Origin of the sequence: Pseudomonas sp. PDM05, assembly GCF_014851685.1 — a bacterium.
Taxonomy (GTDB): domain Bacteria; phylum Pseudomonadota; class Gammaproteobacteria; order Pseudomonadales; family Pseudomonadaceae; genus Aquipseudomonas.
In genome coordinates this window covers 434,138-453,113 of sequence record NZ_JACVAC010000002.1, presented here as the reverse complement: position 1 = coordinate 453,113, position 18,976 = coordinate 434,138, and the positions used below count along the sequence as shown (strand labels likewise).

General features: G+C 61.5%; 16 protein-coding genes. 9 read left to right on the top strand and 7 right to left on the bottom strand.

The genetic code is table 11. The features are described 5' to 3' along the window. The first annotated feature begins 9 nt into the window (after nt 1-9). Both IB241_RS06915 and IB241_RS06910 read left to right on the top strand, forming a co-directional pair. Nucleotides 10-1,722, top strand: a complete 1,713-nt coding sequence (locus IB241_RS06915; protein WP_192297728.1) for a PTS fructose-like transporter subunit IIB — start codon at nt 10-12, stop codon at nt 1,720-1,722. A gap of 193 nt (nt 1,723-1,915) precedes the next feature. After that, complete coding sequence (locus tag IB241_RS06910; RefSeq protein ID WP_192297727.1) at nt 1,916-3,457, top strand: alkaline phosphatase D family protein; 1,542 nt, start codon at nt 1,916-1,918, stop codon at nt 3,455-3,457. Between the two features lie 135 nt (nt 3,458-3,592). On the opposite strand, the gene IB241_RS06905 is transcribed toward IB241_RS06910, so the two are convergent. Then, complete coding sequence (locus tag IB241_RS06905) at nt 3,593-6,118, bottom strand: PepSY domain-containing protein (RefSeq protein ID WP_192297726.1); 2,526 nt, start codon at nt 6,116-6,118, stop codon at nt 3,593-3,595. Between the two features lie 136 nt (nt 6,119-6,254). After that, nucleotides 6,255-8,555, bottom strand: coding sequence for a TonB-dependent receptor (locus IB241_RS06900; protein ID WP_192297725.1), 2,301 nt, complete (start codon nt 8,553-8,555; stop codon nt 6,255-6,257). Nucleotides 8,556-8,760: 205 nt separating this feature from the next. On the opposite strand from IB241_RS06900, the gene IB241_RS06895 reads away from it, so the two are divergent. From IB241_RS06895 to IB241_RS06880, 4 genes are all read left to right on the top strand, one after another. Next, nucleotides 8,761-9,441 carry a Fe2+-dependent dioxygenase gene (locus IB241_RS06895; protein WP_192297724.1) on the top strand — a complete coding sequence of 227 codons (681 nt, stop codon included), beginning with the start codon at nt 8,761-8,763 and terminating at the stop codon, nt 9,439-9,441. Between the two features lies 1 nt (nt 9,442). Then, nucleotides 9,443-10,195: a tetratricopeptide repeat protein gene (locus tag IB241_RS06890; protein ID WP_192297723.1), complete on the top strand. Its 753-nt coding sequence runs from the start codon at nt 9,443-9,445 to the stop codon at nt 10,193-10,195. A gap of 189 nt (nt 10,196-10,384) precedes the next feature. Beyond that, nucleotides 10,385-10,567, top strand: coding sequence for a type II toxin-antitoxin system HicA family toxin (locus IB241_RS06885; RefSeq protein ID WP_192297838.1), 183 nt, complete (start codon nt 10,385-10,387; stop codon nt 10,565-10,567). 55 nt (nt 10,568-10,622) lie between these two features. Next, nucleotides 10,623-11,024: a type II toxin-antitoxin system HicB family antitoxin gene (locus IB241_RS06880; protein WP_192297722.1), complete on the top strand. Its 402-nt coding sequence runs from the start codon at nt 10,623-10,625 to the stop codon at nt 11,022-11,024. 73 nt (nt 11,025-11,097) lie between these two features. On the opposite strand, the gene IB241_RS06875 is transcribed toward IB241_RS06880, so the two are convergent. The 5 genes from IB241_RS06875 to IB241_RS06855 all read right to left on the bottom strand — a co-directional run bounded on the left by IB241_RS06875 (nt 11,098) and on the right by IB241_RS06855 (nt 16,202). Beyond that, nucleotides 11,098-12,261 (bottom strand): type III PLP-dependent enzyme, encoded by a 1,164-nt coding sequence (locus IB241_RS06875; protein WP_016986476.1) that lies wholly within the window; start codon nt 12,259-12,261, stop codon nt 11,098-11,100. 490 nt (nt 12,262-12,751) lie between these two features. Beyond that, nucleotides 12,752-13,909, bottom strand: coding sequence for a betaine/proline/choline family ABC transporter ATP-binding protein (locus IB241_RS06870; protein WP_192297721.1), 1,158 nt, complete (start codon nt 13,907-13,909; stop codon nt 12,752-12,754). After that, nucleotides 13,906-14,559, bottom strand: coding sequence for an ABC transporter permease (locus IB241_RS06865; RefSeq protein ID WP_192297720.1), 654 nt, complete (start codon nt 14,557-14,559; stop codon nt 13,906-13,908). The genes IB241_RS06870 and IB241_RS06865 overlap by 4 nt, the downstream gene beginning before the upstream one ends. A gap of 12 nt (nt 14,560-14,571) precedes the next feature. Further along, nucleotides 14,572-15,465, bottom strand: coding sequence for a glycine betaine ABC transporter substrate-binding protein (locus IB241_RS06860; protein WP_192297719.1), 894 nt, complete (start codon nt 15,463-15,465; stop codon nt 14,572-14,574). 20 nt (nt 15,466-15,485) lie between these two features. Beyond that, on the bottom strand, nt 15,486-16,202 hold the full coding sequence (locus IB241_RS06855) for an ABC transporter permease (RefSeq protein WP_192297718.1): 717 nt from the start codon (nt 16,200-16,202) through the stop codon (nt 15,486-15,488). A gap of 331 nt (nt 16,203-16,533) precedes the next feature. Between IB241_RS06855 and IB241_RS06850 the strand changes: the two genes are divergently transcribed. The 3 genes from IB241_RS06850 to IB241_RS06840 all read left to right on the top strand — a co-directional run bounded on the left by IB241_RS06850 (nt 16,534) and on the right by IB241_RS06840 (nt 18,964). Next, nucleotides 16,534-18,117 (top strand): peptide chain release factor 3, encoded by a 1,584-nt coding sequence (locus IB241_RS06850; protein ID WP_192297717.1) that lies wholly within the window; start codon nt 16,534-16,536, stop codon nt 18,115-18,117. Nucleotides 18,118-18,375: 258 nt separating this feature from the next. Then, nucleotides 18,376-18,621: a hypothetical protein gene (locus IB241_RS06845; protein ID WP_192297716.1), complete on the top strand. Its 246-nt coding sequence runs from the start codon at nt 18,376-18,378 to the stop codon at nt 18,619-18,621. 97 nt (nt 18,622-18,718) lie between these two features. Further along, a complete protein-coding gene (locus IB241_RS06840) occupies nt 18,719-18,964 on the top strand; it encodes a hypothetical protein (protein ID WP_192297715.1) in 246 nt (81 codons plus the stop codon). Nucleotides 18,965-18,976 lie beyond the last annotated feature (12 nt).

Sequence of the window (18,976 nt, the reverse complement as noted above, 5' to 3'; positions counted from 1 at the left end):
GGGTTTGTCATGAAGTTAGCCATTGTTACTGCCTGCCCCAACGGCATGGTCACCAGTGTGCTGTGCGCCCGCTTGTTGGACGCCGCCGCGCAACGCCAGGGCTGGAGCACCAGCGTCGAAGTGGTCGACGTGCAGCGCCCGGAACGCCAGTTGTCCCAGGCGATCATCGACGATGCCGAGTGGGTGCTGCTGGTCAGCAGCGCGCCGGTGGACATGCAACGGTTCGTCGGCAAGCGTGTGTTCCAGAGCACGCCGGCCCAGGCGCTGGCGGATGTCGAGGCGGTGTTGCGCCGGGGTGCCGAAGAAGCGGTGGTGTATGTCGCCGCCGAACAGGCCACGCCGAATGCGCCGCGCATCGTCGCGGTCACCGCGTGCCCAACCGGCGTGGCCCACACGTTCATGGCCGCCGAGGCCTTGCAGCAAACCGCCAAGCGCCTGGGTTATGACCTGCAGGTCGAGACCCAAGGCTCGGTGGGCGCCCGCACGCCGTTGAGCCCGGAGGCCATCGCCAATGCCGATGTGGTGTTGTTGGCCGCCGACATCGAAGTCGCCACCGAGCGCTTCGCCGGCAAGAAGATCTACCGTTGCGGCACCGGCATTGCCCTCAAGCAGTCCGAGTCGATTCTGAACAAGGCCCTGGCCGAAGGCGTGGTGGAAAGCAGCGCCAGCGCGACGGTTGCCAAGTCGGAAAAGACCGGGGTGTACAAGCACCTGCTCACCGGCGTGTCGTTCATGTTGCCGATGGTGGTGGCGGGCGGGTTGTTGATCGCGTTGTCGTTTGTGTTCGGTATCCACGCGTTTGAACAGGAAGGCACGCTGGCTGCCGCGCTGAAAACCGTCGGCGACCGCGCCTTCATGCTGATGGTGCCGTTGCTCGCGGGCTACATCGCCTACTCGATTGCCGACCGTCCCGGCATCGCCCCCGGCATGATCGGCGGCCTGCTGGCAGGCACCTTGGGCGCCGGTTTTATCGGCGGGATTTTCGCCGGTTTCCTCGCGGGGTATTGCGTCAAGCTGATCACCCGTGCGGTGAAATTGCCCCAGAGCCTGGAGGCGCTCAAGCCGATCCTGATCATCCCGCTGCTGGCGAGCCTGTTCACCGGCCTGGCGATGATCTACCTGGTCGGCCCACCCGTGGCGCGCATGCTGGTGGGCCTGACCGATTTTCTCAGCACCATGGGCACTACCAATGCGGTGCTGCTGGGCATCCTGCTCGGCGGCATGATGTGTGTCGACTTGGGGGGGCCGATCAACAAGGCGGCGTATGCGTTTTCCGTCGGCCTGCTGGCCGCCCACAGCGGTGCACCGATGGCCGCGACCATGGCTGCCGGCATGGTGCCGCCGATTGGCATGGGCATCGCTACGTTCCTGGCGCGGCGCAAGTTTGCCCAGACCGAACGCGAGGCAGGCAAGGCGGCGATGATCCTGGGCATGTGCTTTATCTCTGAAGGCGCGATCCCGTTTGCCGCCAAGGACCCGCTGCGCGTGATCCCGGCGAGCATGGCCGGTGGCGCGTTGACCGGCGCGTTGTCGATGTATTTCGGCTGCGTACTGGCGGCGCCCCACGGTGGGTTGTTTGTGTTGATCATCCCGAATGCGATGAACCATGCGTTGCTGTATTTGCTGGCGATTGTGGCGGGGAGTGTGTTGACTGGGTTGGTGTATGCGGTGATCAAGCGGCCGGAAGTGGTCGAGTTGTCGGTCGCACCTGTTAAAGCCTGACGCAGTCTAAAACGGTGGGAGCGGGCTTGCTCGCGAAGGCGGTGGGTCAGTCAAAGATGTTCTAACTGACCCACCGCCTTCGCGAGCAAGCCCGCTCCCACCGTTTGATCTTCATTGATCGCAAGGCCTGTGTCATATCCGCTTCATCCCTGCATGTTTAAGTTGTCCTTTTGATATTCAAGAGGGCACCTGCATGAGCCACTTCGATCTCGGCCGTCGCCGCGTGATGCAAGCCGTCGGCGCCGGGTTGTTGCTGCCGGGCCTGGCGCCGGCGGTGATCGCTTCGGTCAAGGACCGCCCGCAACTCACCGATGGCGTGCAGTCCGGCGACCTGCTTGGCGACCGGGCGATGATCTGGAGCCGCAGCGACCGCCCGGCACGGATGGTGGTGGAGTGGGACACCCGCAGCACGTTCGGCAACCCGCGCAAATCCATCTCGCCCCTGGCCGACCATCGCAGCGACTTTACCGCCCGCGTCGAACTCACCGGGCTGCCCGCCGACCAGGCGATCTTCTACCGCGTGCACTTCGAAGACGCCCAGACCGGTGTCGCCAGCGAACCCTGGTTCGGCCACCTGCGCAGCGTGCCGCAACAGCGGCGCGACATCCGTTTTGTATGGAGCGGCGATACCGTTGGCCAAGGCTTCGGCATCAACCCGGACATCGGCGGCATGCGCATCTATGAAGCCATGCGCCTGCGCCTGCCGGACTTCTTTATCCACAGCGGCGACACCATCTACGCCGACGGCCCGGTGCCCGCGCAGCTCGCGGTGGAGGGCGGACGCGTGTGGCGCAACATCACCAGCGAAGCCAAGAGCAAAGTCGCCGAGACCCTCGATGACTATCGCGGCAATTACCGCTACAACCTGCTGGATGAAAACGTGCGCCGCTTCAATGCCGAGGTGCCGCAGATCTGGCAGTGGGACGACCATGAGGTGGTGAACAACTGGTCGCCGAGCAAGCAGCTCGATGAGCGCTACCAGACCAAGGACATCAACACCTTGGTGAGCCGTGCCCGCCAGGCCTGGCTGGAATATTCGCCGATGCGCCGGCAGAGCGCCGACGGCGGCGGGCGGATTTATCGCAAGCTCGGCTACGGGCCGTTGCTGGATGTATTTGTGCTGGACATGCGCAGCTATCGCGGGCCCAACGATGACAACCTGGGCAGCGAAAAAGCCTTCATGGGCCGTGAGCAACTGGACTGGCTCAAGCGCGAACTCAAGGCGTCCACGGCGCAGTGGAAAGTCATCGCCGCCGACATGCCGATTGGCCTGGGCGTGCCGGATGGTGAGGTCAGCCCGGGCGTGCCGCGCTGGGAGGCGATCGCCAACAATGACCCCGGCGCACCGCAAGGGCGTGAGCTGGAGATCGCCGAGTTACTCGGTTTTTTAAGGGCGCAGAAGGTGCGCAACCATGTGTGGCTGACCGCCGATGTGCACTACTGCGCGGCGCATCACTACCACCCGGACCGGGCGGCGTTCCAGGATTTCGAACCGTTCTGGGAGTTTGTTGCGGGGCCGCTGAATGCTGGCAGCTTTGGGCCCAATCCGTTGGATAAAACCTTTGGGCCAGAAGTGGTGTTCGAGAAAGCACCACCGGCGCAGAACACCTCGCCGTTTGCGGGATTCCAGTTTTTTGGCGAGGTGCAGATTGATGGGCAGACGTCGGAGTTGACGGTGGTTTTGCGTGACTTGGATGGCGTGTCGGTATTCCAGCAAAAACTCCAACCTGTCTGACTTGGAATGCAGTCAAAACCTGTGGGAGCTGGCTTGCCTGCGATAGCGGTCTATCAGTAGCAGATATGCAAGCTGACTCACCGCTATCGCAGGCAAGCCAGCTCCCACATTTTGATCTTTAGTGTCTGGCAGAGGTCAGTACACGTCGCGACGGTAACGGCCCTGTTCGATCAACCGCTCCACGGCGTCACTGCCCAGAATATCCGCCAGCGCCTGATCCACCCCGGCCGCCATGCCCTGCAAACTGCCGCACACATAAATCGCCGCACCCTCGGCCAGCCACTTGCGCAGCACATCCGCCGATTCGCGCAGGCGGTCCTGCACGTAGATCTTTTCCGCTTGATCGCGGGAAAACGCCAGGTCCAGCAGCGCCAGATCCCCACTCGCCAGCCAGCCTTGCAGCTCGTCCTGGCAGAAGTAGTCGTGGGCGATGTTGCGCTCGCCGAACAGCAGCCAGTTGCGCTGCTGGCCGTCGGCAATGCGTGCCTTGAGCAGGCTGCGCAGGCCGGCGAGGCCGGTGCCGTTACCCAGCAGGATCAGCGGCACCGGCGCGTCGGGCAGGTGGAAGCCGCTGTTGCGGCGCAGGCGCAGGCTGATGGCTGAGCCGAGGGCGGCGTGTTCGGTGAGCCAGCCACTCGCCAAACCGAGGCTGCCGTCGGGGTGGCGTTCCTGGCGCACGATCAGCTCCAGCACGCCATCGCTGGCAATCGAAGCAATGGAGTATTCGCGCATGCCCAGGGGCACCAGCGCGTTGACCAGTGCCTGGGCGTGCAGGCCGACCAGATGGGCGCGATGGGTCGGCAGTTGGCGGGTGGCCAGGGCCTGATCGAGGGTGTGCGCGAGGTCGTCGATCAACACGCCGTCGCTGCCGCTCAGGCCGAGGCCTTCGAGGAAGTGTTCGATGGCCCACGGGCAATTGCGCGGCAGCACTTCCACCAGATCGCCTGCCTGCCAGGTCTGCGGCGATGGCGGGGTGAGGCCCAGCAGGTAGACGCTGGCGCCGATGCTGTCGCGGTTGAGCAGGGTGCGTTGGCTCAGGGTCCAGTTTTCGTACTGCGCCGTTGGCCAGGCGGTGGTGTGGGCGTGGCCGGTCAGTTCGCCGAGTTGCTGGTGCCAGTGGCGCAGGGCGGCGGTGTCGCCGCTGTCGACTTCAACCGGGGCGAACAGCGCGTTGCCGCCCTGATTGGTCAGCCAGAAATGCAGGCGCCGGGCGAACCCGCAGAAGTGTTCGTATTGCCGATCACCCAGGGCCAGCACCGAGTAGTTCAGGCCCTTGAGAGACAGGTCCTGGCCGAGCACGCTGCGCTCGAAACCACGGGCGCTGTCGGGCGCTTCACCGTCGCCGAAGGTGCTGACCACGAACAGCGCGTTTTCGGACTGACGCAGGTCGTCCTGGCTGACGCTGCCCAGGGGCTGCACCTTCACTGGCAGCCCGGCGGCCTGCAATTGGCCGGCGGTCTGCCAGGCCAGTTGCTCGGCGAACCCGCTCTGGCTGGCAAAGCCGATCAGCCATGCCGGGGCCTCGCTGCTGTTGGCGCCGAGGTCTTTGCGCGCATCACGCACCTGGCGTTTTTTGCGGCGACGGTCGAGGTACAGCAGCCAGCCGGTGATAAAGAACAACGGCATCAGCAGCGAGCTGACGGTGAGAATAATCCGCCCTGCCAGGCCGAAATAGCTGCCGGTATGCAGGGCGTAAACGCTGGTCAGCAGTTGGGAACCGAGGGTCTTGCTGGCGTAGCGGTCGTGGGATTTGACCTCGCCGCTGGCCGGGTCCAGGTTGATCTGGTTCAGCGCGCGGTCGTGGGGCGAGTCCTGCAGCAGGTAGTAGACAGTGGCCGGTTGCCCGGCAACGGCTGGCATGCGGATGTTGTAGGCGCTCAAGCCAGGACCGGCGCGACTGTAGATGCTGCTCCACAGCGCGTCGTAGTTGGCGATTGGCGCCGGGCCAGCGGGTGGTGGGCCGCGCTTGCGCATGCGTTCGTTCTGCGGCGCGTCGGAGAGCAGTTTGGTCAGGCCCTGGTTGTACCAGTCGTAGGACCAATACAGGCCGGTCAGCGCCGCCAGCAGGTAGGCCAGCAGGCACCACGTGCCAAATACCGAGTGCAGGTCCCAGTTGAAGCTGCGGCCCTTTTTGCGCCAGTCCAGCGTCAGCCATACCCGCCAGTTCGCCACTTGGCGCGGCCAGCGCAGGTACAGCCCGGACAGGCAGAAGAACACCAGGATCAGCGTGCACGCGCCGGTGATGTTGCGCCCGGTGTCGCCCATCACGAGGAAACGGTGAAATTGCAGCAGGAAGCCGAACACGTCCTGGCCGACGGCGTCGCCCATGTAGGCGCCGGTGTACGGATCGAAATAGCGCATCTGCCCGCGGCGCTCGCCCGGTGGCGGGGTGAAGAACACGCGTGCGGCATTGCCGCTATCGTTTTCCACCCAAAGCATGGAGACGGTCTTGCCTTCGGTGGCTTCGAGTTTGCGCACGAGTTCGGCGGGCGGCAGCACACCGGCTTCGCGTTTTTCCACGCTCAGTACCGTGGGGTTGAGCGCGCGCAGGATTTCATCCTGGAACGACACTGCAGCCCCGGTGATCCCCATCAAGGCCAGCACCAGCCCGGCGCTGATGCCGAAGAACCAGTGCAACTGGAACAGGGTTTTCTTCAACACGTCTGACCGCCTCGTCTATCTGGGTATGTAGGACACGGCGCGCATTATGCCGTGGCTTGTCGAGAAACATTCTGTTCAACACGCAAAAGCCCCACGCATCCGATGCGTGGGGCTTTGTGCTGCGTGAGGCTGTTGCTTAGAAGTGGAAGTTGGTGGACAGCAACGCCGTGCGCCCCGCCGCCTGGTTGGCGAAGTGCGAACCGTAGGCCTTGTCGTAGTAGGTCTTGTCGGTCAGGTTTTGCACGTTCAGTTGCAGGTCGACGTTCTTGGTCAGCTTGTAGCTGGCCATGGCGTCGTAGCGGGTGTAGGACGGTACGTAAACCGTGTTGCCCGCGTCGCCGTAAACATCGTCGACATAGAACGCACCGCCGCCGACGGTCAGTTTTGGGGTGATGGCGTAGGTGGTCCACAGGCTGAACGAGTTTTCCGGGGTGTTCGGCATCTGGTTGCCTTTGTTCGAACCCGCGGTGACGACGCCCTGACGGTTGCCGTTCTTGCCAGGATCAACCAGCTCGGCTTTCAGGTAGCTGTAGCCGGCGAACACTTGCCATTGCTCGGTGATCTTGCCGCTGGCTGTCAGCTCCAGGCCGTCGACGCGAGACTCACCGGCGGTTTGGTAGGTGTTGGAGTCCACCAGGATGCGGGTGTTTTTCTTCTCGGTACGGAACACCGCCGCCGACAGGGACAGGCGGTTGTGGAACAGGTCCCACTTGGTGCCCAGTTCGTAGTTGACGGTTTCTTCCGGCTTCATGTCGCTGGTGTTGATGCCGGTCGGAATCGCGTTGCTGTCGACGCCTTCACCGACCAGGCCGCCGGCCGGCGATGCCGAGGTGGCGTAGGAGGTGTAGATGCTGCCGTTTTCCAGCGGTTTCCAGACCAGGCCGGCCTGCCAGTTGAAGAATTGGCTGTCGTCCTTGACCTTGGTACGCCCGGTGGTGGCATTGGTGTTGGCTTCGGTGTCGAAGGTGTCGTAGCGCAGGCCAACGTTCAGCAGCCATTTCGGGTCTAGCTCGATGGTGTCGAACACGTAGGCGGCGCGGCTGGTGGCCTTGGTGTTGGTGCCCATGTAGTTGCGAGCGGTGGCGCCGGTCCAGGCGTCGTCCGGGTTCGGGTTGCCCAGGGAGGTGCAACTGCCGCCGCTGTTGCCGACCATGCCAGGCGTGCAACCGTTGGGCGTCGGGTTGGCGTTCGGCGTCACGGTGTAACCGCTGACGCGGGTTTCTTCACCCGTGAACTCCAGGCCGGTGGAGTAGCTGTGCTTGAAGCCCAGGGCCTGGAAGTTGCCGAACAGGTCGGTCTGGTTGGTGGTGGTCGTGGTGGTGGAGACGCGGGTGTTGGCACGACGCCATACGGTGCCGTATTTGTTGACGTTGAGCTTGCTGTCGTCCGGCTGGGTGAGGATGTAGTCCTGGCCGGTGCTGCCATGACGCAGGGTGTTTTTCAGCGTCATGCTGTCGCTCAGATCGTGCTCGATGGAGATCGTGCTGATGTCGGCGCGGGTCTTGCGGAAGTCGCGATCCTTGAGGCCATAGAAGTTGCTGCTGTCGCCGCCGTCGGTGGGTTTGTCATGGCCATGGGTGGTGGCGCTTGCCGAGCCATAACCGTACGGAATGCCCGAATCCGGCAGGTCGTTGCTTTCCATGTGGTAGTAGCTGAGGTTGACGCGGGTCGGGGTGCCCAGGCCAAAGGTCAGCGACGGGGCCACGCCCCAACGGTCGTAGTTGACCGCGTCGCGGCCGGCGACGTTTTGTTCGTGGCTCATCAGGTTCAGGCGGAACGCGGCGCTGTCGTCGAGGAACTGGCGGTTGACGTCAAGCACATAGCGGCGGGTCTGGTCGGAGCCGTAGGTGAAGCCGCCGTTGGTGAAGTCCCGCGCTTGTGGGGTCTTGCTGACCAGATTGAGGCTGCCACCGGCCGAACCGCGACCGCCGAACGAGGAGTTCGGGCCTTTGCTGACTTCAATCGACTCAATGTCGAAGATCTCACGGCTCTGGCCGCCGGTGTCGCGCACGCCGTCGAGGTAGGTGTCGCCCTGGGCGTCGAAGCCACGGATGAATGGACGGTCGCCCTGGGGGTTGCCGCCTTCACCCGCGCCGAAGGTGATGCCCGGTACGGTGCGCAAGGCATCTTGCAGCGAGGTGGCGCCGGTGTCCTTGAGGACTTGCTGTGGCACTACGGTGACCGAACGCGGGGTGTCTACCAGCGGCGCGGTGTACTTCTGCGACGAGGCTTTTTCGACCTGGTAGGAGGTTTGGTCCTGTTCTTCGCCGGTGATGCTGGTGGCGCCCAGGGAGATGGTGTTGCGCTCGCCTTTTTGTTCAGTGTCTTCGGCCGCTTGCGCCAATTGGGCGGCAGAGCTGGCGGTAAGCGCGACGCCGATGGCCGAAGCCAGCAGGCGCGGTGAACTGGCAGGTGTTTTTATTGAAGTGCGCGACATGACGTGTCCTTTCCCCAAGGATGTGAGGCGGCGGAATATAGGGTGAACACGACTTTCTATCAATTGCGATACATTGCTAATTGCACTGAATTTACATTCTTTACACTTTTTGCTTACGGTTTTTACGATCTCATCCGTCCACGGCGTTTTACAGGCTTGATAAGAATCAATACCATTGGCGCCTCTCTGCATTCAGGTACTGCCCATGTTGCTGCACATCCCCGGCCTGTTCTCTCGCGAGGAAGTGCAGCGCATTCGCCAAGCCCTGGAAAGCACCGATTGGGCCGACGGTAAAATCACCGCCGGGCACCAGTCCGCCAAGGCCAAGCACAACCTGCAATTGCCCGAAGGCCACCCGCTGGCCAAGGAAATCGGCGCGGCGATGCTTGAGCGCTTGTGGAAAAACCCGCTATTTATGTCAGCGGCGTTACCGCACAAGGTCTTCCCGCCGCTGTTCAACTGCTACACCGCCGGCGGCAGTTTCGATTTCCATATCGACAACGCCGTGCGCCAGGCCCGGGGGAGTTTTGAACGGGTGCGTACCGATTTGTCGTCCACCTTGTTCTTCAGCGACCCGGAGGAATACGACGGCGGCGAGCTGGAGATCCAGGACACCTTCGGCCTGCAACGGGTAAAACTGCCGGCCGGCGACATGGTGCTGTACCCCGGTTCCAGCCTGCACAAAGTCAACGCCGTGACCCGTGGCGCGCGCTACGCCTCGTTTTTCTGGACCCAAAGCCTGGTGCGCGAAGACAGCCAGCGCACCCTGCTGTTTGAAATGGACGGCGCGATCCAGCAATTGACCGCCGATGTGCCCGACCATCCGGCGCTGATCCAGCTCACCGGCACTTATCACAACCTGTTGCGCCGCTGGGTCGAGGTCTGACATGGGCTTCTTGCTGCGTCGCGAAGAAGTGCTCAACGTCGAACAACTGCAATCGATGCTCGACGATTCCCCGGTACGCGCCGCCCAGGCGATCCTGATGGCGGCGAAAGAAGGCGTGGTGGATGCCCAGGCGCTGCTCGGGCAAATCCTGCTGGAAGGCCGTGGCATTGCGCGGGATGAAGCGCTGGCGCTGTGTTGGTTCCGGATCGCGGCCCAGGGCGGGCACCTGATGGCGCGCAATATGGCCGGGCGGTGTCTGGAACATGGTTGGGGCTGCGCGGTGGATGAAGCGGCAGCTGCGCGGGAATACCGCAAGGGCGCCGAGGCCGGGCTGGATTGGGCCCAATACAACTACGCCAATCTGCTGGCGACCGGGCGCGGTGTTGCAGAGGATCAATCGCAAGCGCTGAGTTTTTATCGCCGGGCAGCTGAGCAAGGCCACGCCAAGTCGATGAACCTGCTGGGGCGTTATCTGGAAGACGGCCGCTTCTGCGCACAGGATCTGGAGGCTGCCGTGGATTGGTATCGCCGTTCAGCCGAAGGCGGAGATTTTCGCGGGCAGTTCAGCTACGCGGCGGTGCTGGCGGACAGCGGCCAGGTCGATGCGGCGCTGGAGTGGTTGCGCAAGGCATTGGCGGGGGGCAATTTGAAGTTTTTACGCACGGCGTGCAAGGCATTGGCTGCGGCGGATGATGCGCAGATTCGCGCAATGGCCGATGCATACGAGGCGCGTGCTACACAGCTGACTCTGTAAACACCGGCTGTGACGAGGCAGGCATAAAAACTGACATTAGTTTTCTGGTGAAAACGGTTCGCCCCTCGTCATCATCGCGTCACACAAGCCCGCTTGAAGGTTAAGCGGGCTTTTTCATTGGTGTGTTTCGTGTGTATAAAACCCATTGCCATCCAGTAGTGTGTAATGTACACACTGAAAGGGTGGGCGATGAAAAGTCGAGAGGTAATAGAACTGCTTGTTGCGGATGGTTGGTTTGAGGTGGCAGTCAAGGGCAGCCATCACCAGTTCAAGCATCCGGTGAAGCGGGGGCGAGTGACCGTTCCTCATCCCAAATCAGAGATTGCCAAAGGCACGCTGCACAGTATTTTTAAATCAGCAGGTATCAAGTGATGGCCTCGCTTGATGAATTGGATGGAGTCCCAGGGGCTCGTCCAAAGGAGGAACAATGAAGTTTCCAGTGGTGGTACATAAAGATGCCGACTCGGATTACAGCGTGACTGTCCCTGATGTGCCGGGGTGTTTCTCGGCCGGTGGGACCTTTTCCGAAGCGCTGGACAATGTCCGTGAGGCACTGGCGTTGCATCTTGAAGGGCTGGTCGCAGACCAGGAACCGTTGCCCCAAGCGCTGGAGGTGGACGCCCATTTGGATAACCCGGATTTTGCTGGTGGGGTTTGGGCGATAGTCGATTTTGATCTCACGCCTTATCTGGGCAAGTCCGTGCGTTTCAACGCGTCGTTACCGGAACACCTGTTACAACGCATCGATGAGCGTGTGCAAAAGGACCATCGCTACGCCTCGCGATCAGGCTTTTTGGCGACGGCGGCGTTGCGTGAGCTATCGGCTTAGCGGAAACAAAAAAGCCCATGACACGTCATGGGCTTTTTTCTTGCAGCTTGCGGCTAAAAACTAACCGCTGCTCTTAAACGTAGAAGGATTTCAGTGGCGGGAAGCCATTGAACTCAACCGCGCTGTAGCTGGTGGTGTACGCACCGGTCGACAACCAGTACAAACGATCACCGATCGCCAGGTTCAGCGGCAGGCCGTACTTGTAGTTTTCGTACATGATGTCGGCGCTGTCGCAGGTAGGACCGGCGATGACCACTTCTTCCATCTCGCCTTTCTTCTCGGTCCAGATCGGGAACTTGATGGCTTCGTCCATGGTTTCGATCAGGCCGGAGAACTTGCCCACATCCGTGTACACCCAACGCTCGACGGCGGTACGGGATTTACGTGCAACCAGGACCACTTCGCTGACCAGGATACCGGCGTTGGCGATCAGCGAACGGCCCGGCTCCAGGATGATTTCCGGCAGGTCGTCGCCGAAATCTTCCTTGAGGAAGCGGATGATTTCTTCGGCGTAGGTTTCCAGGCTGTTGGTGCGGGTGATGTAGTTGGCCGGGAAGCCGCCGCCCATGTTGATCAGCTTGAGGTGAATGCCGTCTTCTTCTTTCAGGCGCTCGAAGATCACTTTGACCTTGGCGATCGCGGCGTCCCACACGCTGATGTCGCGCTGTTGCGAGCCGACGTGGAACGAGATGCCGTAAGGCACCAGGCCCAGGTCACGGGCGAGGATCAGCAGGTCCATGGCCATGTCGGTCTGGCAGCCGAATTTGCGCGACAGAGGCCAGTCAGCCGTGGTCGAGCCTTCGGTGAGGATACGCACATACACTTTCGAGCCCGGCGCGGCCTTGGCGATGTTGCGCAGGTCGGCTTCGGAGTCGGTGGAGAACAGGCGCACGCCCTTCTCGTAGAAGTAGCGGATGTCCTTGGATTTCTTGATGGTGTTGCCGTAGCTGATACGGTCGGCGCTGACGCCACGGTCCATCACTTTATCCAGCTCGTAGATCGAGGCGATGTCGAAGCTCGAACCTTTCTCTTTGAGCAGGTCGATGATTTCGACGGCCGGGTTGGCCTTGACCGCGTAATAGACTTTGGCGAATTCGAAACCGGCGCGCAGGTCGTCGTAGGCCTGGCTGATCATTGCGGTGTCGATCACCACGAACGGGGTTTCTTGCTTGTCGGCGAACGCCTTCATTTTGTCAAATGTGGCGCGCGCGAAATAATCTTCGACCTGGATCGACATGCTGGGAACTCCTAAGGGCAAACTAGATTGATCAATGGGTGCAAATGAACGTCCTCCGTATCCCCACTTTGGTTCGCCTACTTCCCAAGGCATGTCGCCGAAAGCAAAAAGGCCATGGGATCTACCGCTTCCCTTGGCCTTGCTGTCTCGTCGTCAGTACTTGAGCCGGATGGATCGTTTCCAGCATGGACGTTCGGCGCGAACTTTAGGGCGTGAGGGGCTTGAGATCAACTAAAAATGTCGCGTTTTTGCACGCGTTCGTCGCGAGGACCCGTGCAGCTACTTATGTAACCGACAGGTGTGACGGAATGATGTTCCCCGGATGGGGCAAATTGGGGTGTTTCAGACCCAATAGAGATCCAATGTGGGAGCGGGCTTGCTCGCGAAAGCGGACTGTCAGTCGATAGATGTTTGACTGATACGCCGCTTTCGCGAGCAAGCCCGCTCCCACACAAGCCCGCTCCCACAGTTTTGACCGAGTGGTGTCAGGTCAAGCCAGTGCGGTTTCGGCAGGCGAAACGATACTGGTCTTGCCACCCCGGGACTTACCGGAACTCAAGTACTCGGCAATCGACTCCTGGGTCACTTCCCCAAGGAACACCCGCTCCGCATCCATCACCGGCAACCACGAGCGATTGAACTCGTACATGCGTGACAACAGGATGCGCAAATGTTCGTCATACGCCGCCGTGGCGTTGAACTCGCGCAGGTATTGGCCGCAAGTACCGCTCTGGCGGTGCAGGTCGCGACGTCGTACATACCCCAGTGCCTTGTTCTCGGCACAGGTCACCACCACGTAGCGGCGGTCGTGTTCGTCCATCAGCTCCAGCGCGTCGGCCACTGGGGTTTCCGGGCTCACCGACGGGGCGTTGTCCGCCGCGTCCTCGGCTTTGACCAGCAGCAGGCGCTTGAGAGTGCTGTCCTGGCCTACGAAGTTGCTGACAAATTCGTCGGCCGGGTGGGCGAGCAGGGTGTCCGGGTGGTCGATCTGCAACAGCTTGCCGGCGCGGAAGATGGCGATCTTGTCGCCCAGCTTGATGGCTTCGTCGATGTCGTGGCTGACCATGATCACGGTCTTGTTCAGCGCGCGCTGCATCTCGAAAAACTCGTTCTGGATCATCTCGCGGTTGATCGGGTCGACTGCGCCGAACGGCTCATCCATCAACAGCAACGGCGCATCGGCCGCCAGCGCACGGATCACGCCGATCCGCTGTTGCTGGCCGCCCGACAGTTCACGCGGGTAGCGGTGCAGGTACTGCTTGGGCTCCAGCTTGATCATGCTCATCAATTCGCGGGCGCGGTCGTGGCATTTCTGTTTGTCCCAGCCGAGCAGTTTCGGCACGACCACGATGTTTTCCTCGATGGTCATGTTGGGGAACAGGCCGATCTGCTGGATCACATAGCCGATGTTGCGACGCAGGGTCACTTCGTCGAGGTCGGTGGTGTCTTCGCCGTTGATCAGGATCTTGCCCGAGGTCGGCTTGATCAGGCGGTTGATCATTTTCAGCGTGGTGCTCTTGCCGCAACCCGAGGGGCCGAGGAATACGCAAATTTCGCCTTCGTTGACGGTCAGGCTTACATCGTTCACGGCGGTGACAGTCTTGCCGTTGCTTTGGAAGGTCTTGGACAGGTTTTGAAGTTCGATCATTTGAGCAATCCTTTTGGAGTCAGCGAGCGTTGCAGCCATTGCAGAAGCAGGTCGGCGAAGATGGCCAGGAGACTGACCAGCACGGCGCCGACGATCAGCATCGACATGTCGCTGCGGCTGATGGAAGCCAGAATAAGTACACCCAGGCCACCGGCGCCGATGGTGGCGGCGATGGTCATGACACCGATGTTCATCACCACGGCGGTGCGCACACCGGCGAGGATCACCGGCACGGCAATGGGCAACTCGACCATGCGCAGGCGCTGGCCGAAGGTCATGCCGATGCCTTTGGCGGCCTCGCGAATGCCCGGTTCCACGCCCGTCAGGGCCAGGTAGGTGTTACGCATGATCGGCAGCAGGGAATAGAGGAACACGGCGGTGATCGCCGGCATTGGCCCCAGGCCCTGGCCGAATTTGGAGTAGAACGGCAGCAGCAGGCCGAACAGGGCGATGGACGGCACGGTCAGCAGCACCGTGGCGCTGGCTTGCAAGGGGCCTGCGAGGCTCGGAAAGCGCGTCATCAGGATGCCCAGGGGCACACCGATCAGGATCGCGAGGATCACGGCGACGCCGACCAGGGTGATGTGCTGCCAGGTCAGATGCAGGACTTGGGCCCAATCAAGATGGGAAAAGGCGTTCAGGAATTCCATGTCTTCTCCTCTTTAGTTGAGCGGATGCTGGCGCAGGAAATCGGCGGCAACAGTGGACGGGCTTTCGTGGTCGACATCGACCCGCGCATTCAACTGGCGCATGGTTTCATCGTCGAACAGTGCAGCGAGCGGTTTGAGGTCGGCGGCCAGTTGCGGGTGGGCGTCGAGATAAACCTGACGTACCACGGGCGCTGCGGTGTAGTCCGGGAAGTAGTGCTTGTCGTCCTCCAGCAGCTTCAATTTGAACGCGTTGAGGCGACCGTCGGTGGTGTAGACCAAACCGGCAAACACCTGGCCGTTACGCAGCGCGGTGTAGACCAGGCCGGCGTCCATTTGCCGGGTGTTCTTGCGGGTCAGGTTCATGTCGTACAGCTTGACCATGCCGGCCAGGCCGTCGGAGCGGTTGGCGAACTCGGTGTCCAGGGCCACCAGGCGATGGGCCTGGTCGTCGGCCGCCACGGCTTGGGTGAGGTCGCTGATGCTGTTGATCTCGGGATGCTCGGCGGCCACTTTTTCTGGCAGTGCCAGGGCGTAGGTGTTGCTGAAGCGCGATGGGGAGAGCCAGACCAGGCCTTTTTTCGCGTCGAGCTCTTTCACTCGGGCGTAGGACTGTTCGCTGTCGAGCTTCTCGTCCACGTGGTTGTAGGCCACCAGCGACACGCCGGTGTATTCCCAGATCAGGTCCAGTTGCCCGCTTTCCTGGGCACTGCGCGCCAGGTTGCTGCCCAGGCCGCCGGTCACGCGGGTGTCGTAACCCTTGGTGCGCAGGTACTGGGAGGTGATTTCGGCAAGCAGGGTCTGTTCGGTGAACACCCGGGCGCCGATGCGGATGACCGGTTTTTCAGCGGCTTGCGCAATGCCGGCGAGCAGCAGGACGCAGCCTAATATCAAGCTAAGTTTTTTCATGTCGATTCCTTTGCCAAGCCTTAAGACGGACGCAAACCGCGTTCCAGCCAGAGGCGGCTGGCCATGGTCACCAGACCGTCAAGCAGCAATGCCAGCAACGCGGTGCACGCGGCGCCAAGCAGCAATTGCGGCTGATTGTTCAGGGCGATGCCAGGGAAGATCAGGCTGCCCAGGCTGTTGGCGCCAATCAGGAACGCCAGCGGTGCGGTACCGACGTTGATCGCCAGGGCCACGCGCACGCCGCCGATGATGATGGACACGGCGTTGGGCAACTCCACGCGAAACAGCACCTGGCGCGGGGTCATGCCGATGCCCGTGGCAGCTTCTTTCAGGGAACCCTGGACGTTTTTCAGGCCTTCGTAGGTGTTGCGCACGATGGGCAGGAGGGAGGCGAGGAACAGCGCGAAGATCGCCGGGCCGCTGCCGATACCGAGGACGCCGAGGGCGATCGCCAGGACGGCCAGGGGCGGGACGGTGTTGCCGATGTTGAAGATCTGCATGAAGCGTTCTGCGCGCCCGACCATGTTCGGTCGGCTGAGCAGGATGCCGGCGGGGATGCCCACAACAAGGGCGGCCAGCATGGAGACTAGAACGAGGATCAGGTGTGCTTGCAGGTAAAACAACAAATCGTCGCGGTACAGTTCGATCGTGTTGATGCCGATCCAGTGGACCAGCAGGGCCAGGAGCGCGACGACAACCGCACCTCCTATCAGCCCTTTGCCATAGCGAATAGCCACAGGCGGACTCCTTTTTTTCTTCTGTCGGCGAGCACATTCCTTCGTGGCATGCCATTCCTGGCTGTCGGCGAATGTGGTCGCGAAAAGCAGCTCGTCTATACCGGCAACGCGGTATCAATCCGAGCCATGAGCGCAGCCTCGTCAGGCTAACTTGCTGATTTATCAGCCCCTGTTCCGAGTGCGGTAGCAGGGGAGTGGACGTCTCGACCTTTTAAAAGGTTCCATACTTGGCAGCATTTAGCCACCCCCAATCGGGTGAACGGTGGTCCGGTGGCTGGGGTTTGCGCTATACTCGCCGCCCTTTTTTGACTCACCTGCCAGGCGATTTCCCATGACCCACCAGGCCGCCGAAGTCGCGAAACGCCGCACTTTCGCCATTATTTCCCACCCCGATGCCGGTAAAACCACCATCACCGAGAAGCTCTTGCTGATGGGCAAGGCAATCGCGGTGGCCGGCACGGTGAAATCCCGCAAATCCGACCGCCATGCCACCTCCGACTGGATGGAAATGGAAAAACAACGGGGTATTTCCATTACCACGTCGGTCATGCAGTTCCCGTATCGCGAGCACATGGTCAACCTGCTCGACACCCCGGGCCACGAAGACTTCTCCGAAGACACCTACCGCACCCTGACCGCCGTGGACTCGGCGCTGATGGTCCTCGACGGCGGTAAAGGCGTCGAGCCGCGCACCATCGCACTGATGGACGTGTGCCGTCTGCGTGACACGCCGATCGTGAGCTTCATCAACAAACTCGACCGCGACATCCGCGACCCGATCGAGCTGTTGGATGAAATCGAAGCCGTCCTGAAGATCAAGGCCGCGCCGATCACCTGGCCGATTGGCTGCTACCGCGACTTCAAGGGTGTGTACCACCTGGCCGACGACTACATCATTGTCTACACCGCCGGCCACGGTCACGAGCGCACCGAAACCAAGATCATCGAGAAACTCGACTCGGACGAAGCCCGCGCCCATCTGGGTGACGAGTACGACCGTTTTGTCGACCAGTTGGAGCTGGTGCAGGGCGCTTGCCACGAGTTCAACCAGCAGGAATTCCTCGACGGCCAGCTGACCCCGGTGTTCTTCGGTACGGCCCTGGGCAACTTCGGTGTCGACCACGTACTCGACGCGGTCGTCGACTGGGCACCGAAGCCGTTGGCCCGTGTGGCCAACGAGCGCACCGTGGAGCCTGTGGAAGAGAAGTTCACCGGCTTTGTGTTCAAGATCCAGGCGAACATGGACCCCAAGCACCGCGACCGCATCGCCTTTATGCGCATCTGCTCCGGCAAATACGAAAAAGGCATGAAAATGCGCCACGTGCGTACCGGCAAGGACGTGCGCATCGGCGACGCCCTGACGTTCTTCTCCTCCGAGCGTGAACAGCTCGAAGAAGCCTACGCCGGCGACATCATCGGCCTGCACAACCACGGCACCATCCAGATCGGCGACACCTTCACCGAAGGCGAAGCGCTGGGCTTCACCGGTATCCCGCACTTCGCCCCGGAACTGTTCCGTCGCGTACGCCTGCGCGACCCGCTCAAATCCAAGCAACTGCGCCAGGGCCTGCAGCAGCTCGCGGAAGAGGGCGCCACCCAGGTGTTCTTCCCGGAGCGCAGCAACGACATCATCCTTGGCGCCGTCGGTGTGCTGCAGTTCGATGTAGTGGCCAGCCGCTTGAAAGAGGAATACAAGGTTGAGTGCTCGTATGAGCCGATCACCGTGTACTCCGCGCGCTGGATCGATTGCAGCGATAAGAAGAAGTTGGAAGAGTTCTCCAACAAGGCCGTGGAAAACCTCGCGGTGGACGGCGGTGGGCACCTGACCTACCTGGCCCCGACCCGGGTCAACCTGGCGCTGATGGAAGAGCGCTGGCCGGATGTGAAATTCAGGGCGACGCGCGAGCACCATTAAGGGCTGAGCGGTAAAAAAAGGGTGAAGCTGTGATGGCTTCACCCTTTTTCATGCCCACACAAAACCAACGGTGGGAATGGGCTTGTGTGGGAGCGGGCTTGCTCGCGAATGCGGTGTGCCATTCACAGAATATGCTGGCTGATCCACCGTCTTCGCGAGCAAGCCCGCTCCCACAGTTTTGATCTTCACAAGGCTTGGGATTGGCGAGAACCGTACATCGGGTCTAGTTTCTACCCAACGATTGAGAAGGTGACCCCTGTGCCTAGTGTTAAACACGCCATCCCTCTGATATTGCTCGCCGGCCTGGCGCTACCCACCGCACACGCCCAGGCCGACGCCGGAACGCCCCAGTGGAAAGACACCGGCCCCGTCACCAAGCGCAAGCAACAAGAGGTCAACTCCGGCAGCTGGCAGCCCCAGGCCCAGCCCGCGCCCAAGGAAGACGCCGAAAACCCCTATAACGAAGGGGAAGACAGCGAAACCTACGATGACGGCGATACCTGACAGGCGATTGGCGTAAACCTCGGATCGCAACTAGCTTGAATCACAGCGCCAGTTGAACGCTGGCGCACGTGACTCACTGACTGGACGGAAATCGACCATGACTACCTTTCAACGTTTAGTGCTGCTGCTGAAAGTGCTGGTGCTGTTAACGCTGGGTACCACCACCGCATGGGCCAATACCGCGGTGCAAAGCCAGGCGCCCGGGTTTGTGGCGGCGAAGCACTTGCAGCTGGCCCAGAGCGAGTCGGAAGCCGGTGACAAAGGCCAAGGCGGCTCCGAGGATGATGACGACCAACAAGCCCCACCGGATGACGATGACAGCGAAGGCGACAGCGATACCTGAGTCGAGACGAAA

Coding starts and splice junctions, on each gene's coding strand:
- IB241_RS06915 (WP_192297728.1), top strand. CDS start 10: ATGAAGTTAGCCATTGTTACTGCCTGCCCCAACGGCATGGTCACCAGT.
- IB241_RS06910 (WP_192297727.1), top strand. CDS start 1,916: ATGAGCCACTTCGATCTCGGCCGTCGCCGCGTGATGCAAGCCGTCGGC.
- IB241_RS06900 (WP_192297725.1), bottom strand. CDS start 8,555: ATGTCGCGCACTTCAATAAAAACACCTGCCAGTTCACCGCGCCTGCTG.
- IB241_RS06895 (WP_192297724.1), top strand. CDS start 8,761: ATGTTGCTGCACATCCCCGGCCTGTTCTCTCGCGAGGAAGTGCAGCGC.
- IB241_RS06890 (WP_192297723.1), top strand. CDS start 9,443: ATGGGCTTCTTGCTGCGTCGCGAAGAAGTGCTCAACGTCGAACAACTG.
- IB241_RS06885 (WP_192297838.1), top strand. CDS start 10,385: ATGAAAAGTCGAGAGGTAATAGAACTGCTTGTTGCGGATGGTTGGTTT.
- IB241_RS06880 (WP_192297722.1), top strand. CDS start 10,623: ATGAAGTTTCCAGTGGTGGTACATAAAGATGCCGACTCGGATTACAGC.
- IB241_RS06875 (WP_016986476.1), bottom strand. CDS start 12,261: ATGTCGATCCAGGTCGAAGATTATTTCGCGCGCGCCACATTTGACAAA.
- IB241_RS06870 (WP_192297721.1), bottom strand. CDS start 13,909: ATGATCGAACTTCAAAACCTGTCCAAGACCTTCCAAAGCAACGGCAAG.
- IB241_RS06865 (WP_192297720.1), bottom strand. CDS start 14,559: ATGGAATTCCTGAACGCCTTTTCCCATCTTGATTGGGCCCAAGTCCTG.
- IB241_RS06860 (WP_192297719.1), bottom strand. CDS start 15,465: ATGAAAAAACTTAGCTTGATATTAGGCTGCGTCCTGCTGCTCGCCGGC.
- IB241_RS06850 (WP_192297717.1), top strand. CDS start 16,534: ATGACCCACCAGGCCGCCGAAGTCGCGAAACGCCGCACTTTCGCCATT.
- IB241_RS06840 (WP_192297715.1), top strand. CDS start 18,719: ATGACTACCTTTCAACGTTTAGTGCTGCTGCTGAAAGTGCTGGTGCTG.